16 protein-coding genes are annotated in these 14,618 nt (G+C 72.6%); 9 read left to right on the forward strand and 7 right to left on the reverse strand.

Going from position 1 to position 14,618, the window contains the following annotated elements; all coding sequences use genetic code 11:
• Positions 1 to 101: 101 nt before the first annotated feature.
• The 3 genes from ACFZAU_RS01190 to ACFZAU_RS01200 are packed head-to-tail and all read left to right on the forward strand — an operon-like array spanning position 102 to position 3,369.
• Positions 102 to 1,319 (forward strand): PP2C family protein-serine/threonine phosphatase, encoded by a 1,218-nt coding sequence (locus ACFZAU_RS01190; protein ID WP_500550509.1) that lies wholly within the window; start codon positions 102 to 104, stop codon positions 1,317 to 1,319.
• Positions 1,316 to 2,929 carry a sensor histidine kinase gene (locus ACFZAU_RS01195; protein WP_500550510.1) on the forward strand — a complete coding sequence of 538 codons (1,614 nt, stop codon included), beginning with the start codon at positions 1,316 to 1,318 and terminating at the stop codon, positions 2,927 to 2,929. Before ACFZAU_RS01190 ends, ACFZAU_RS01195 begins: the two co-directional genes overlap by 4 nt.
• A gap of 2 nt (positions 2,930 to 2,931) precedes the next feature.
• Positions 2,932 to 3,369: a response regulator gene (locus ACFZAU_RS01200; protein ID WP_499603288.1), complete on the forward strand. Its 438-nt coding sequence runs from the start codon at positions 2,932 to 2,934 to the stop codon at positions 3,367 to 3,369.
• 16 nt (positions 3,370 to 3,385) lie between these two features.
• Here the strand turns inward: ACFZAU_RS01200 and ACFZAU_RS01205 are convergent, their stop codons facing one another.
• Entirely contained in the window at positions 3,386 to 4,213 is an 828-nt protein-coding gene (locus tag ACFZAU_RS01205) for a DUF1206 domain-containing protein (RefSeq protein ID WP_500550511.1), read from the reverse strand.
• 171 nt (positions 4,214 to 4,384) lie between these two features.
• On the opposite strand from ACFZAU_RS01205, the gene ACFZAU_RS01210 reads away from it, so the two are divergent.
• Both ACFZAU_RS01210 and ACFZAU_RS01215 read left to right on the forward strand, forming a co-directional pair.
• The gene (locus tag ACFZAU_RS01210) at positions 4,385 to 4,648 is read left to right on the forward strand and encodes a GlsB/YeaQ/YmgE family stress response membrane protein (RefSeq protein ID WP_500550512.1); all 264 of its coding nucleotides are present in this window, start codon (positions 4,385 to 4,387) and stop codon (positions 4,646 to 4,648) included.
• 162 nt (positions 4,649 to 4,810) lie between these two features.
• Positions 4,811 to 5,314 (forward strand): DUF6328 family protein, encoded by a 504-nt coding sequence (locus ACFZAU_RS01215; RefSeq protein ID WP_500550513.1) that lies wholly within the window; start codon positions 4,811 to 4,813, stop codon positions 5,312 to 5,314.
• A 126-nt stretch (positions 5,315 to 5,440) separates the two neighbouring features.
• On the opposite strand, the gene ACFZAU_RS01220 is transcribed toward ACFZAU_RS01215, so the two are convergent.
• The 3 genes from ACFZAU_RS01220 to ACFZAU_RS01230 form a co-directional block, all read right to left on the reverse strand.
• Positions 5,441 to 6,097 (reverse strand): hypothetical protein, encoded by a 657-nt coding sequence (locus ACFZAU_RS01220; RefSeq protein ID WP_500550514.1) that lies wholly within the window; start codon positions 6,095 to 6,097, stop codon positions 5,441 to 5,443.
• Positions 6,094 to 6,738: a hypothetical protein gene (locus ACFZAU_RS01225; protein ID WP_500550515.1), complete on the reverse strand. Its 645-nt coding sequence runs from the start codon at positions 6,736 to 6,738 to the stop codon at positions 6,094 to 6,096. Before ACFZAU_RS01225 ends, ACFZAU_RS01220 begins: the two co-directional genes overlap by 4 nt.
• 144 nt (positions 6,739 to 6,882) lie before the next feature.
• Positions 6,883 to 7,290 carry an ATP-binding protein gene (locus tag ACFZAU_RS01230; protein ID WP_500550516.1) on the reverse strand — a complete coding sequence of 136 codons (408 nt, stop codon included), beginning with the start codon at positions 7,288 to 7,290 and terminating at the stop codon, positions 6,883 to 6,885.
• A 181-nt stretch (positions 7,291 to 7,471) separates the two neighbouring features.
• On the opposite strand from ACFZAU_RS01230, the gene ACFZAU_RS01235 reads away from it, so the two are divergent.
• Both ACFZAU_RS01235 and ACFZAU_RS01240 read left to right on the forward strand, forming a co-directional pair.
• A complete protein-coding gene (locus tag ACFZAU_RS01235) occupies positions 7,472 to 8,341 on the forward strand; it encodes an RNA polymerase sigma factor SigF (RefSeq protein ID WP_499602962.1) in 870 nt (289 codons plus the stop codon).
• Positions 8,342 to 8,419: 78 nt separating this feature from the next.
• A complete protein-coding gene (locus tag ACFZAU_RS01240; RefSeq protein WP_500550517.1) occupies positions 8,420 to 9,616 on the forward strand; it encodes a low temperature requirement protein A in 1,197 nt (398 codons plus the stop codon).
• Positions 9,617 to 9,669: 53 nt separating this feature from the next.
• Here ACFZAU_RS01240 and ACFZAU_RS01245 read toward each other — a convergent pair whose 3' ends face one another.
• The gene (locus ACFZAU_RS01245; RefSeq protein WP_500550518.1) at positions 9,670 to 11,847 is read right to left on the reverse strand and encodes a pectate lyase-like domain-containing protein; all 2,178 of its coding nucleotides are present in this window, start codon (positions 11,845 to 11,847) and stop codon (positions 9,670 to 9,672) included.
• A gap of 451 nt (positions 11,848 to 12,298) precedes the next feature.
• Here ACFZAU_RS01245 and ACFZAU_RS01250 point away from each other — a divergent pair, with 451 nt between their 5' ends.
• On the forward strand, positions 12,299 to 12,751 hold the full coding sequence (locus ACFZAU_RS01250; RefSeq protein ID WP_500550519.1) for a hypothetical protein: 453 nt from the start codon (positions 12,299 to 12,301) through the stop codon (positions 12,749 to 12,751).
• Here the strand turns inward: ACFZAU_RS01250 and ACFZAU_RS01255 are convergent.
• Both ACFZAU_RS01255 and ACFZAU_RS01260 read right to left on the reverse strand, forming a co-directional pair.
• Entirely contained in the window at positions 12,699 to 13,835 is a 1,137-nt protein-coding gene (locus ACFZAU_RS01255) for a hypothetical protein (protein ID WP_500550520.1), read from the reverse strand. The genes ACFZAU_RS01250 and ACFZAU_RS01255 overlap by 53 nt on opposite strands.
• Entirely contained in the window at positions 13,832 to 14,194 is a 363-nt protein-coding gene (locus ACFZAU_RS01260) for a hypothetical protein (RefSeq protein WP_500550521.1), read from the reverse strand. The genes ACFZAU_RS01255 and ACFZAU_RS01260 overlap by 4 nt, the downstream gene beginning before the upstream one ends.
• 82 nt (positions 14,195 to 14,276) lie before the next feature.
• On the opposite strand from ACFZAU_RS01260, the gene ACFZAU_RS01265 reads away from it, so the two are divergent.
• Positions 14,277 to 14,612, forward strand: coding sequence for a YkvA family protein (locus ACFZAU_RS01265; RefSeq protein ID WP_499602956.1), 336 nt, complete (start codon positions 14,277 to 14,279; stop codon positions 14,610 to 14,612).
• Positions 14,613 to 14,618: the final 6 nt, after the last annotated feature.

The raw sequence follows: 14,618 nt of genomic DNA on the forward strand, positions 1-14,618 counted from the left end.
ATCGAAGATGACCGGCACTGTCCCAAAGGCCACCCGGCCCGGGTGCCGGTCGCGTACGATCCGATCGCCCCACCCGGGGCCACCGCAGGGTGGGAGACGATGTGGAAGGCAACACGCTGACGCCCCCCGAGGGCGTCGTCCCCAGACAGGGGGACGGCCGGCGCACCCGGCTCGCCGTCCTGCTCGTCGAGGACGACGCGGGGGACGCGCTCCTGGTGGAGGAACTGGTCGCCGACAGCGGGGTGCCCGTCGACCTGCGCTGGGTGCGCACACTGGCCGAGGCCGGCGTCGAACTGGCCGCGCGTCCCGCCGACTGCGTCCTGCTCGACCTGCACCTGCCCGACGGCCAGGGCCTCGACGCCCTCGGCCGCGCCCTGTCGCTCACCGACCGCGCCGCCGTCGTCGTGCTCACCGGTCTCGCCGAGGAACGGACCGGCCTGGCCGCGCTGTCCGCGGGGGCCCAGGACTACCTGGTCAAGGGACGCGTCGAGGGCGAACTCCTCGGCCGCGCGCTGCGTTACGCGGTCGAACGCAAGCAGGCCGAACGCGCGGCCGTCGCCCTGCGGGCCAGCCAGATGCGGGCCCAGGAGAACGCCCGCCTGGAGCGCGGGCTGCTCCCGCTGCCCATGCTGCGCACCAAGGACGTCACCGTCACGCCCCGTTACCGTCCCGGCCGGGCGGACGCCCTCCTCGGCGGCGACTTCTACGACGTCGTGGAGACCGACGAGGGCGTCGTCCACACCCTCATCGGGGACGTGTCCGGGCACGGGCCCGACGAGGCGGCGCTCGGCGTCGGACTGCGCATCGCCTGGCGCACCCTGGTGCTGACCGGGGTCGAGGGCTCCCGGCAGCTCGCCCTGCTGGAGCAGGTGCTGGTCGCCGAACGCGCCGCCCCGGAGATCTTCGCCACCGCCACCATCCTCACCCTCGCCCCGGACCGCCGCAGCGCCCGTGTGTGGCGGGCCGGGCACCACGGACTGCTCAGCCTGATCCCGGACGGCACCGTCGAGTACATCGAACCGCCCCGCGGGCCCGCCCTGGGTGTGGTGCCCGGCCAGGGGGACTGGCCCGAGGGCCGGCTGGAACTGCGCCCCGGCCAGTCGCTGATGCTCTTCACGGACGGGCTGTTCGAGGGCCGCACCGACCAGGGACGGCTGGGCGAGGACGGCCTGCTCGCCCTGGCCAGAGCGCACGCCACGCTGCCCGCCTCGGAGTTCGTCGACACCATCATCGCCCGCGCCGAGGCCCTGGCCGCCGACCACGGCGGCCTGGACGACGACCTGGCCGTGGTCCACCTCACCTGGAACGCCTCGTCGTGAGGGCCGCCCGCGCGCGGCTGACCGTCCAGGGCTGGATCGTGCTGGTCCTCGCCGCCCTGGGGGTGTTCATGACCGTGGCCGCGGGCGTCGGCTTCACCCAGCTGCGCCGCACGGCGGAGGTCTCGGACCACCTCATCGACCGGGTCTCGCCCGCGCGGGTCGAGGCCTACCGCCTGCAGACCGCCCTGGTGGACCAGGAGACCGGGGTCCGCGGCTACGCCATCACCGGCGACCTGGACTTCCTGGAGCCCTACACCCGCGGCCGCGCCGTCGAGGAGGACGCCGCCCGGCGCACGCGCGGCCTGGTGGACGGCCTGCCCGAACTCGTCCGCGACCTCGACGCGCTGCGGCAGGCCGCCGCCGACTGGCGCCGGCGGTACGCGCAGCAGGTCGTCGACCGCACCAAGGCCCTCGGCGGCGGCACCCCCGACGCGGCCACCACCCGCCGGGGCAAGGAGGCCTTCGACCGGGTGCGCGTCCTGTCCGCGGCGCAGGTCCGCCGGCTGGACGCCGAACGGGCCGCCGGGACGCGGCAGCTGGCGGACGCCCGCACCCTGCGGGACCGGGTCTTCGGGCTCATGGTCCTGGCGTTCTTCCTCACCGCCGTCGCGCTCGCGGCCGTGGTGCGGCTGGTGGTCGTCCGCCCGCTGAACCGGCTCCGGGAGGCCGTGCAGGAGGTGTCGGGCGGCGAGTACGACCGCCGCATCCAGGCCCAGGGCCCCGCCGACCTGCACGCCGTCGGGACCGCCGTGGAGGGGATGCGGCTGCGCATCGTCACGGAGCTCGGGGAGTCGCGGCGCAAGGCGGAACAACTGCGCCACGAGGGCGAACTGCGCGAGCTGCAGGCCGGCGAACTGCGCCGCTCCAACGCGGAGCTGGAGCAGTTCGCCTACGTCGCCTCCCACGACCTGCAGGAACCGCTGCGTAAGGTGGCGTCCTTCTGCCAGCTGCTGGAGAAGCGCTACGGCGACAGCCTCGACGAACGCGGCACGCAGTACATCGCCTTCGCCGTCGACGGCGCCAAGCGCATGCAGGTGCTCATCAACGACCTGCTGACGTTCTCCCGGGTCGGGCGGCTGGGCGACGCCAGTGTGCCGGTCGCCCTGGACGAGCCGCTGGACCGCGCGCTGGGCAACCTGTCCGTCGCGATCGAGGAGTCGGACGCCGTCGTCGAGCGGCCGCCCGCGCTGCCCGCCACCGTGGGCGACCCGACCCTGCTGACCATGCTCTGGCAGAACCTGGTGGGCAACGCCGTCAAGTTCCGCGCGGAGGACCGGCCGCCGCGGGTGACCATCACCCTGGACGACCCGGGGACGCCGGACGGCGCTGAGCCCTCGGACGGGGACGGCATGCTCCGCTTCTCCGTCACCGACAACGGCATCGGTGTGGCGCCGGAGTTCGCCGACAAGATATTCGTCATCTTCCAGCGTCTGCACAGCCGCGACAGCTACGGCGGTACGGGCATCGGGCTCGCGCTGTGCAAGAAGATCGTGGAGTACCACGGCGGCCGGATCTGGCTCGATCCCGGGCGGCCGGAGGGCACCCGCATCCGCTTCACCCTGCCGGCGACCGCCGAGTGGGAACCCGCACCGGAGGAGGGGTCCGCGTGAACGTGCAGGAACCGGAACCGATCATCGTGCTGCTCGTGGAGGACGACCCCGGCGACGAACTGATGACGCGCGAGGCGTTCCAGGAGAACAAGGTCCGCAACGTCCTGCACGTCGTACGGGACGGCGAGGAGGCCCTCGACTTCCTCAACCGGCGCGGCGCCCACGCCGGTGCGCCGCGCCCCGGGCTGATCCTCCTCGACCTCAACCTGCCCCGCTTCGACGGCCGCCAGGTGCTCGCCGAGATCAAGGCCGACGCCGACCTGTGCACCATCCCGGTCGTCGTCCTCACCACCTCCGAGGCCGAGGAGGACATCCTGCGCAGCTACAAGCTGCACGCCAACGCGTACGTGACCAAGCCGGTGGACTTCGACCGGTTCATCGACGTGGTCCGCCAGATCGACGACTTCTTCGTGACGGTGGTGAAGCTCCCGGGCCGTTGACCCGGCCCGGCGCGGTTCAGACCTGCCGCCAGCGGGCCATCGCCCAGGAGAACACCCCGAACAGCGCCAGGCCCACCGCGATCACCGCCAGCAGCCACGGTCCGGCCGGGGTGTCCCGGAACGTGCGCAGCGTGTCGTCCAGGCCCTTCGCCCGGTCCGGGTCGAAGCGCACCGCCGCGACGACGACGAAGCAGCCCGCGGCGGCGAACACCACACCCCGGCTGGTCCCGCCGGCGACCCCGAGGAAGTCGACCACCTTGCGGACCCGCGGTGACATCGCTCCGGTCCGCAGGTGCTTGCGGAAGCGCCGCATGATCGCCCGCACCGCGATCCACGCCCCGGCCCCCGCGAGGACCAGGCCCGCCGCGCCCACCAGCCAGCGGCCCATGGGCCAGCCAAGGGCGTGCGCGGTGACGTCCTTCGAGGTCTCGTCACTGGAACCGCCGGCGGAGGAGCCGTTCACCGCGAAGGTCACCACGGAGTACGTCACGAAGCCGTAGAACACCGCGCGGGCCCCGGACATCAGCCGCTTGCCGGCCTTGTCCCCGTCCGGTCCCGCCGCACCGAACACCGCCTCCGACAACCGCCACAGCGTCATCCCGGCGAACCCCACCGCCAGGGCCCAGACCAGGAACCCGCCGAAGGGCCGGTCCGCGAGCTGGGCCACCGCGCCGCCCCGGTCGGCCTGTTCACGGGACCCGTCGAAGGCGACCCGCAGCGCCAGCACCCCGAGCAGTGCGTAGATGACCCCACGCGCGGTCAGGCCCGCCCGCGCCCCGGCGCGGATCGCCTTCCTCCCCTGCGTCCCGGGCCGTACCGCGCCCGCACCCACCGTCGTGTCCACTCCGGCCTCCCTGCCCCGACTGCCTTCGGTGCACCGGGTGCCCCGTCGCGGCCGGAACACACCCGGCGACCGGGCGCCGGGTGGGCTGCGTGGAGTGTCCGACCGGGGGTATCCGCGTGGTGCGAACACACTTCCGGCCAGGCGCCGGACGAAGCTGGGGTTGAGGTGGAGATGGAGATCTCGAGCATCATCAGTGCCATCGTGATCGGTCTGATCATCGGTGTGCTGGGGCGTCTGGTGGCGCCGGGGCGGCAGCCGATCGGAGTGCTGTGGACGATCGTCGTCGGCATCGTCGCGGCCTTCATCGGCAGCGCGATCGCCCACGGTGTCGGCGTCGCCGACACCGACGGCGTCGACTGGATCGAGTGGCTGATACAGATCGGCCTCGCGGCCGTCGGAGTGAGCCTGCTGTCGCGGAGCAGGTCGCGGCGGTGAGCACCGCGGTCCGGCCGCCCCCGCGGGGGCGGCCGGACCGCGTACGGGACGGCGGCCGGACCGGTCGCCGTCCCTCGGCGTACCCGGGGCTCGACGCGCGACGCAGGAGCGGCCGGTGGTAAGTCAGCCATGAGGCGCACGATCGACCAATGGGAGGGTGCCGTGCCCAGTGACGACGCGGACGGACGGACCGGCCCGGCAACCGGGCGTGACGAGACCGAGGAAGAGCGCGCCGACCGGAAGTGGGGAGAGCTCATCCAGGAGGTGCGGGTCGCCCAGACGGGCGTGCAGATCCTCTTCGGATTCCTGCTGACCGTCGTGTTCACCCCGCACTACCAGCGGCTCGGGACGACCGACCACACGATCTACATCGTCACCGTGGTGCTCGGCGCCTGCGCGACCGGGGCGCTCATCGGCCCGGTCTCCTTCCACCGGATCGTCTCCGGGAGCCGCATCAAGCCGCAGGCGGTGCGCTGGGCCTCGCGGCTCACCTTCGTCGGACTCGTGCTGCTGCTGGCCACGATGACATCGGCGCTGCTGCTGGTGCTGCGTGCCGCCACCCACGACGCGTACGTGCCCTGGCTCGTCGCCGCCGTCCTGGTCTGGTACCTGGTCTGCTGGTACGGCCTGCCGCTGTGGGCCCGGTACCGCCACGCGGGCGACTGACCGGTGCGCGAGGAACGCGGTGGCCGGGAGACCTCGGGTCTCCCGGCCACCGCGTTCCTGTCGTTCACGTGGTGCGCTCAAGTCCGCGTGGTGCGCGGATGGTGCGTCGTGCGCACGTCGCGGTCCTCAGACGTGCAGGACGCGGTCGACGAGGTCGCGGTAGCCCTGCAGGGCCACGCGCAGCTTCTCGGTGTCGCCGCCGTCGTGCCCGTCGGCCCGCCAGCCCGTGCGCAGTTCCTCGCGCCGGCCGCGCAGTTCTCCGATCAGCCGCTCGGTGGCCTCACCGAGGACCTCGTCGGCCTCCTCCACGGCGTGGCGCGGCTCGTCGACGAAGCCGCCGACCGCGTGCTGCAGCCGCTGCCGCAGCTTGTCCCCCGTGCCGTCCGGCCGTGCCGGCGTGCCGGGGGCGGGCACCCGCTCGTCCCGCGCCGGACGCGGGGCGGCCGCGGGCCGCTCAGGGGTGCCGGGCCCCTCCTCCGCCGATGACGTGCCGCCGGCGGTCTTCCGGGCCCCCGCCTGCTCCTCGCCGTCCTCGGGCCGTGACCATCCGGCGGGCCGGCGCGCGGCGGGCGATTCGGCCGTCTCCTGCGCGCCGCGCCGCGCGGGGGACTTCGGCGTGCCGGGGGTCCGTCCGGCCGATGCGTTGCGTTCCTCGCGTCCGGTGCCGTCCGTCGCCGTGGCGGGGGTGTCGGTGGCGTCGGTCCGGTCGGGCGTGCCGGTGGCGTCGGTACGGTCCGGCGCGTCGTCCCGGTCGGTGTCGTGGTGCTCGTGCGTGGGGTTCATCGGCTGCTCCAGGAGGGGAGGTGGAAGCGGTGGGAGCCGCGTCGGCCGGAGCCCGGTTCACCCGCGCCGTCCTCGCGCGAGGCGGTGCTGGGCTCCTTGTCCACCGCGATGAGGTCGTCGAACAGCGCCCGGGCGCCGAGCAGCCGCGCGCGCAGTTCCTCGGTGTCCGCCGCGGTGCGGTCACCGTCGTTGCGGGTCTCCGCGACCCCGCGCAGGTCGCGGTAGGCCTGGAGGTGCCGCGGGCGGTGGACCGACAGGGCGTCGATCTGCTCGCCGGAGCCGTGCTCCGGGAACCCGCGGTCGTGCGCCAGCCGGTCCAGCAGCAGCGACGCGTCCCGGACCGCCTGGGCGGGGGAGTCGACGAACCGCTCCTGCAGGGCGGCCCACTCGACGCGGTACTCCTCGGTCTGACGTGCGCTCAGCGGCTCAGGGTTCAGGCCGCCGTGCCGGTCGACGCGCTCCTGCAGTTCCCGGTGCGCCGCCTCCGTGTCGCCGTCGTGCCGGGCGACCGTGCGTTCGTACTCCGGTCCGAAGCGTCGCCTGAACCGTCCCGTGCCGCCGCCGCGCCGCTGCGTGGCGACCGCGGCGAGGGCGATCAGGACAACGACGACGACCGCCCCGATGATGATGCCCGTGGTCATGGTGTCTGCCTCCCGGGGGCCGTCGTCCGGCCCCGACGCTCGAACTGACCGTGGTGCGGGTCTCCTTGCACCAAGGGTGCGTGTTACCGCAATCCGTTCGCCCACACGTACGACGTCGTGGCAGGGGGCCGGGGGAGCGGCGCGTCAGCGCGGCAGGTGCACGTGGATGACCTTGCCGCCCGCGCGCAGCAGCGTCACCCGGACGTCCCGGGCCAGCCGCCGTACCAGGCGCAGCCCGTAGCCGCCGGGCAGGAAGTGGTCGGACGGCGGCGGCGCGGCCGGCAGCTCGTCGTTGCGGTCCTGGACGGACACGCGGATCGCGTCCTGCGCCGCCTCCACGTCGAGGCCCGCCAGCCCGCCGCCGTAGCGGAAGGCATTGGTGACCAGTTCGGAGACGACCAGCAGGCAGTCCTCGACACGCTCCGGATCGACGTCCTTGAGTCTGGTCCGGGCGAAGTCACGAGCCTCGCCGATGGTGGTGGGCAGCGTCCGCTCCGCGGTGGTGGGCCGCAGGAGCCCCCCGCCCTCCGCGTCTAGGTCAATGATGTACACGCACGATCACCCCGTAGGCATCATCGGTCCCTCTCTGGTCTGCCCGGGCCGGCCGGTCCTACGCTGCCGCCGGCGGGATTCACGTTCTTCCGGGATCGGGGGGAATGCTTCCGCGCGGAGGGGGTACCCGAGGGGCAACGTACGAACACGACGCAGAGGTGCAGAGGTGCGAGGAGGAGCCGTGATCGCCGAGGTGAGCGGGACGAGCACCGGGGTCGAGAGCCCCGAGGTCGACGTACTGCCGCAGATCACCGACCCGAGCAGCGTGGCTCCCACGAGCGCGCGCCGCCTGTCGAAGCTCTTCCTCGAGCGCCTGACGGTGCTCGAGGAGGGCACCCACGAGTACCAGTACGCCCGCAACACCCTCATCGAGATGAACATGTCGCTCGTGAGGTTCGCGGCCAAGCGCTTCCGCGAGCGCAGCGACGAGATGGAGGACATCGTCCAGGTCGGGACGATCGGGCTGATCAAGGCCATCGACCGGTTCGACATCTCGCGCGAGGTGGAGTTCACCACCTTCGCGGTGCCGTACATCGTCGGTGAGATCAAGCGCTTCTTCCGCGACACGACCTGGGCCGTGCACGTGCCGCGCCGCCTCCAGGAGCGCCGGGTGGAACTCGCCCGCGCGCGGGACGAGCTGTCCTCCCGGCTGGGCCGCGCCCCTAAGGTGAGCGAGCTCGCGGCGCTGATGGACATCTCCGAGGCCGAGGTCGTCGAGGCCCAGGTGGCCTCCAACGGCTACACCGCGTCCTCCCTGGACGCCGCCATGAACGGCGACGACGGCGACGACGGCGAGACCGTGCTCGCCGACTTCATCGGCGCGGTCGACCCCGCCATGGAACTGGTCGAGGACCTCGGCTCGCTCGCCCCGCTCGTCGTGGAGCTCGACGAGCGCGACCGGCGGCTGCTCCACCTGCGCTACGTGGAGGAACTGACGCAGTCCCAGATCGGCGAGATCATGGGCTGCACGCAGATGCACGTCTCCCGGCTGCTCTCGCGCACCCTGGCCCGGCTGCGGGCCGGAATGCTCCAGGACGGCAGCACCGGCTGACCTCCGCCCCGTCCCCCGTCACGTGCCCGCGCCCGGTCCTCCGGGCGCGGGCACGTGCGCACCGCCTACGATGCGCGGATGACCGATCACGATCAGGCGGCGCCGGACCGCCGCTTCCGCCCGCTGGTCCGGATGACGCCCCGCGACCCGCACGAGCCGCACCGGGTCGCCACCCCGCTGGAACTGTTCTTCGACCTCTGCTTCGTGGTGGCGGTGGCGCAGGCCGGCGCGCGGCTGGTGCACGCGGTCGCCGAGGGGCACGCCGGGCAGGGTGTCCTCGGCTACTGCCTGGTCTTCTTCGCGATCTGGCTGGCGTGGCTGAACTTCACCTGGTTCGCCTCGGCCTTCGACACCGACGACGTGCCCTACCGCATCGCCACCTTCGTCCAGATCACCGGCGTCCTGGTCCTGGCGGCCGGGGTCCCCCGTGCCTTCGACGCCAACGACTTCTCGATCGCCGTGGCCGGCTACGTCATCATGCGCGTCGCACTGGCCTTCCAGTGGCTGCGCGCGGCACGCAACGCGACCGGACCGGCACGGACCACGGCGCTGAGCTACGCCGCCGGACTCGTCGTCGTCCAGGTGGGATGGGTCGTCCTGCTGCTGCAGCCCGTCGGCGGGCTGTGGTACTGGGGGTTCCTGATCCTGGCCGTCGCGGAACTGGTGGTTCCCGTCTGGGCCGAGCGGGCGCAGCGCACCACCTGGCACCCGCACCACATCTCCGAGCGCTACGGCCTCTTCACCCTCATCGTGCTCGGTGAGTCGGTGGCCGCCGCGACGGTGGCCGTGCAGTCGGCCGTCGACGAGTTCTCCGCGCTCGGCGACTTGCTGCCGGTCGGCCTCGGAGGACTGCTCATCGTGTTCTCCGCCTACTGGCTGTACTTCGCCATCCCCGTCCACCAGCACCTCACCAGCAGCGCGCGGGCGTTCCTGTGGGGCTACGGGCACTACCTCGTCTTCGGCTCGGCCGCCGCCATCGGGGCGGGGCTGGAGGTGGTGGTCGAGCAGGCCGTGCACAAGGCGCACATCTCGCAGACGGCCGCCGCGACCGCCGTCACGGTGCCGACCGCGCTCTTCCTGCTGACGGTCTGGCTGATCCACTCCCGCAGCGCCAAGCGCGGGTTCGCCGAGCACGCGGTGCTGCCCGCCTGCGCCCTGCTGGTGCTGGCGAGCACCTTCTGCGGGAGCGCGGCGGTGCCGCTGGCGGGGGCCGCCACGGCGGCGGCGGTCGCCGTGGGCGAGGTGCTGCACTCCCGCCACCGGCCGGCCGCCTGAGGACGGCGGACGGGGTGCCCCGCCGGAGGACGGGGCACCCCTGCCCGGAGCCGTCAGGGGAACGAGACCACCGTGGACGGTACGGTCGAGGTGCCCGAGGTCGCGGCACCGGTGCCGTTGATGACGTGGTCGTACTGGCCCATGCCGCCCAGCGAGACCACCAGGACGTCGTGCATCTTGATCCCCGACTTCACCGGGACCTCGAAGCCGTGGTCCATGCGGATCGTCGGATCGGTGGTGAAGTTGCAGTAGCTGCCCAGGCCCCAGGCCTCGTGGGTGTTCACCGAGTCGTCCACCTTGTAGGCGGCCCAGCCCTTCGTCGCGCCGTTCTGGATGGCGGCCTGGTTGGGGGCGTCGTAGGCGATCTCGTTCTGGAAGAAGACCGTCCGGCCCCGCTCGCCGCTCCACTGGACGTCGTACTTCTTGAAGTGCTCGACGAACAGGCCGGTGGCCAGGACGTCGTCGCCGTTCACGCGCAGGCCGTAGTCGGCCGGGTTGGTGTCCCAGCCCACGCCGGCGCCGTGGTCGGCGCGCCAGATCCAGGTGTGGTCGATGATGGTGTCGTCGCTGTTGACCTCCATGCTGGTGGTCGCCTTGCCCGGGCCGGCCCCGCCGATCCGGATGAAGACGTCCTGCACGGTCGTCGGGTTGGCGGCGTGGTCGGCGGCCGCGCCCTGCGGGCCGACCTGGAGCAGCACCTGGGAGTTGGCCGCGCCGGCGTCGATCAGGAAGCCGGCCAGCTTCACGCCGTCGACGTCGGCGACCTTCATCGCCGTCACGCCGTTGTCGGGGATGACCGTGGCGAGGCCGAGGCCGAGCACGACGGTGTTGGCGCGGGTCACGTTGATGGTCTGGTCGACGTGGTAGACGCCCGGGGTGAACAGCAGGTTCAGGCCCTGGGCGAGAGCGGCGTTGATGGTCGCGGCCGTCGCGCCCGGCTTGACCACGTAGAACTGGCTCAGCGGGATCGAGGAGCCCTGCGGCGCGCCGTTGCCCCAGCTGGTGCCGCGGGCGTTGGTCCGCTTGGCCGGGACGAACACCTTGTAGTCGTTGCCGTCGAGGTAGAGGAAGGGCTTCTCACGGGAGACGGGGGTGGTGTCGAGCGTGGTGTACGGCGGGTTGGGGAAGCTCTGCGCCGGGGCGCCCTGCACACCGGAGAAGACCATGTTCCACACGCCGTTGGTCCAGCCGCCGACCGAGCTCTCGCGGGTGTACCACTGCTGCTGCGAGTACGGGCCCACGGTGCCGTCGATCTTGCTGTCGGCGATGTAGCCGCCGCTGGCCCAGCCGTAGCCGTTGGGCGCCAGGTTGAGGCCGCCCTTGACGTGCATGCGCCGGAAGGGCGCGGCCTGGGCGACGGCCCAGCGGTCGGTGCCGCTCACGGGGTTGAGGGCGAGGTTCTCCGCCGAGCGCCAGAAGTTCTGGGTGGCGTTGCCGTTGAACCAGCCGGCGTCCACGGTCACGTCGCCGTTGAAGGTGGTGTCGTCGGGGGAGAGGCCCAGCCCGGCGATCGAGGTGTAGAAGCCGATGTTGGCGTTGATGTTGTTGTAGGTGCCGGGCTTGAACAGCAGCGCGTAGCGGCCGGTGCCGAACTGCGCCGACTCCTGCTGCTGGAAGACCTGGTCCAGCTTGGCCTGGATGCCCGGGGTGGAGGGGTCGAAGACCAGGACGTTCGGGCCGAGGTCGCCGCCGCCGGGGATCACCGGGCCGGTGCCGCCGTCGGTGGTGTGCACGGCCAGCTCCCACAGCGAGTAGCCGTAGCCGGTGGCGCGGGTGGTGCCGTACACGCGCAGGTAGCGGCCGGTGCCGCTGACGGCACGGGTCTCGGTGCCGCCGGCGCCGGTGGTGGTGGAGGCGACGGTGGTCCAGTCGGTGCCGTTGGCGGAGAGCTGGATCTGGTAGGCCTTGCCGTAGGCGGCCTCCCAGTTCAGCACGACCTCGCAGACGGTCTGTGAGCTGCCGAGGTCCACCTGGATCCACTGGGGGTCGCTGAAGGCGCTGGACCAGCGGGTGCCGGCGTTGCCGTCGACGGCGTTGGCGGCGGTGAAGGAGCCGTTCTCGGAGGAGGAGGCGGTGGCGGTCCTGCCCTGTGCGGCGTTGGCGGTGCCGCAGGCGGCGGCGTGGGCCCCGGTGAGGGGGCCGGCCGGGACGGTGATCAGGGCGAGCAGGACCGCCAGCAGGGCGATCAGCCAAAGGGGTCTGCGGCGGGCGGCGTTGACTTCGGGTCTCATAGGAACTCCTGTGTCAGCCTCACGACTTAATTTAGGGCGTGAGTTAAGACGTGACAGAAGTCGCGGTCAAGAGTCCTCGCAGAAAGTGTTTCTGACGGATCGGCGGCTCGGCCGCCGCTGCGCGCACGGGTGTGGCTGTGACCTGCAAGGAGTCGCAACCGTTCGGGACTTGAACGCGGAAAGGTCCATCCGGGCCACCGCAAGCGTTCCGCACCAATCCTGACGTGAAGTCTTGACGGCCCCCGGACCGCTCGATTGACTGCCGCCGCAGCGGCCGGAACCGGCTCGGGCGCCGGTTCCGGCCGCTGCCACCACCATGCCGTCCCCCGCCCCCACGTCCCACGTCCCCCACGTCCCCCGCCCCCACGTCCCCCGCCCTCCGGGCCCGCGCCGAGCAGAAGGGCCGGTTCCACAGGTCCCACAAATGATCTTCACGGGTTAGACTCCGCGGGTGTCCGAACTCCGCACACTGGTCGCCGGATTCCGGCAGGCGATCGTCGACTGCCCCGATCCCGGACTGGTCTCCCTGGAGCGCTTCCCGCACGGTTCCTGCGGGGACGCCTCGATCCTCCTCGGTCAGTACCTGTACGAGAACGGCCAGGGGGTGTGGACCTACGTCAGCGCCTGGGAGAACCGCGCCACCCACGCGTGGATCGAGAAGAACGGACTGCGCGTCGACATCACCGCCGACCAGTTCGACGGGGTCGACACCCCCGTGATCATCGCCTCCGGGGGTGGCTGGCACGACCGCTTCACGGTCGACCCGACGGCCGCCCACGGCGCCCTCATCGACGTCCGCGAGGAATACGCCCGGCGTGAACTGCGCGACGCCTTCGGCCGGTTGACCGACTTCATCCGATGGCATCCTCCGGCAGCGGAAGGCTCGCCACCAGCCGGAGCATGACGGCGGGCGCCAGCGCCGGGTTGGCCGCCGCGTGGTGCGCCAGTTCGACGTCGTCGAGCAGCTCCGCGAGCCGGGCGGCCGGGAGGTTCGGATGGCGTGCCCCGGCCTCCCGCACACCGGGATCGGGGTCCCGGGTCAGCCGGTCGACCGTCCCCGCACCGGCCGCCGGGTCCCGGGCGGCCAGGGCACGGACAGCGGGATCCTCGTGCCGGGCGAACCGCGCGAGCCCCGCGGTGGGGAACCCCGGGCGGGTGAGCAGGTTTTCACGCTCGTGACCGGTGTACTCCAGGAAGGCGCTCAGCAGCAGCTCGGCCGGCGCTTCCGGATGGTTCTGCGCGAGCAGTACGCGCACGCCGAGGTCCTCGTCCGAGGCCAGCCGTGCCACCAGGTCGGCCGGCAGGCTCTGATCGCCGGCGGCGCGCCGCCGCAGCAACGGGTGGGCGGACAGGGCGTCACGGCGCACCTCGGCGGGGTCCCGCGGCACCACGCTTTGGAACGTCCATCCGAAAGTGCCGCCCACCGGCACCTCGTAGTCGATCGCCGCGCGTTCCGCCTCGCTGAGCGCCGGATGCACGGAGAGCGCGAGGCGCACCCGCGGATCGGCGTCCGCGGCGAGCACCCGGCGTTCCTCCGGCCCGAGGTCGGAGCGGTACGCGATCTGCTCCCGCACCTCCGGGTCCGCGTCGGCGGCCAGCAGGGGCACCACATCGGCGGGAAGGGTGGTGTTGCCCGCGATCATCCACCGGTCCCCCTTGCCCACGGGGGCGTTGAGCACACCCTCCACGACGCCTCGGCTCAGGGCGCAGTTCAGCAGCGCATGGGTCCGCCCATGGCACGGCCGGTCGGGCAGTTCCCGCTCCACCCACGCCGGGTCCTCGGACTGCAGACGGCGCCGCACCGCGTCCCGTACCTCGTCGTCCGGATCCGCCAGAAGGGCGTCGCGGGCCTCGTCCGGCACGCCGCGCCAGGCGACACCCATCTGCCGGACCTTCGGCTCCGGATGGGTGCGCATCGACTCCATCAGCCCGGGGGAGGCCTGGCGGTAGAGGGTGTTCAGGAATTCCGGTTCGTAGGTCAGGATCATGTGGACGACGGCCCGGTCCGGGAGCGGCCTGGGGGGCACGCCCCACGGCGTCCGGGGGGCCTCGGCCAGGTGCGCCCGCACGAACCACTCCGGTCCAGCAGCCGCGCCCGCTGGGCCGGCTCGGCGTGCGGACTGCGGGCGAGGAAGCTGCGGGTGTACCTGTCGGGGTGGCGGACGACGGCGTCGACCACGGCGTCCGGCAGTGTCCGGTCCCGGCACAGCACCATCCGTGCCGCGGGCGGGCCGTCGGCGAGCAGCCGCAGGAGGACGTCCTCGGGGGCCGCGGGGTTGAGCGCCAGGCCGGCGAGCCGGCGTGCGGGAAGGCCCGCGGCCTCCCAGATCCCGTCGGGTGTGATCATGTAATCTGTGCTTCCTCTCGGCAGGGGCCGGCCACCGTTTCCGCGCACACCGGCCGGGTACACGGGATCGCAGGAGGCAGACATGGACCTGGGTGACTGGTCGGCCACGGCCCTCGTGATCGCCGCGGTGGCGGTCGTGGTGATGCTCGTGGTGGCCGTCGTGCTCGTGGTGAAGATGGCGCGTATCCGTACCCTCTTGCGCAGCGCCGACGTGCCGCGCTCCGGGAAACTGGCCTTCTGGGCCGCGCTGGTCTACCTGGTCTGCCCGGTGGACCTGCTGCCCGATCCGATCCTCATCGACGACATCGGTGTGCTGCTGCTGGCCCTGCGCTCGCTCAAGAGCGCGGCCGACGGACAACTGCCCGTCGGCCGCGACCGCAGCGGCGCGCTCCCCAAGTCCAAGAGTCCGGTGGCCTGAACGAGC

Source organism: Streptomyces sp. NPDC008238, assembly GCF_042956445.1.
In the GTDB taxonomy this organism is placed as follows: Bacteria; Actinomycetota; Actinomycetes; order Streptomycetales; family Streptomycetaceae; genus Actinacidiphila.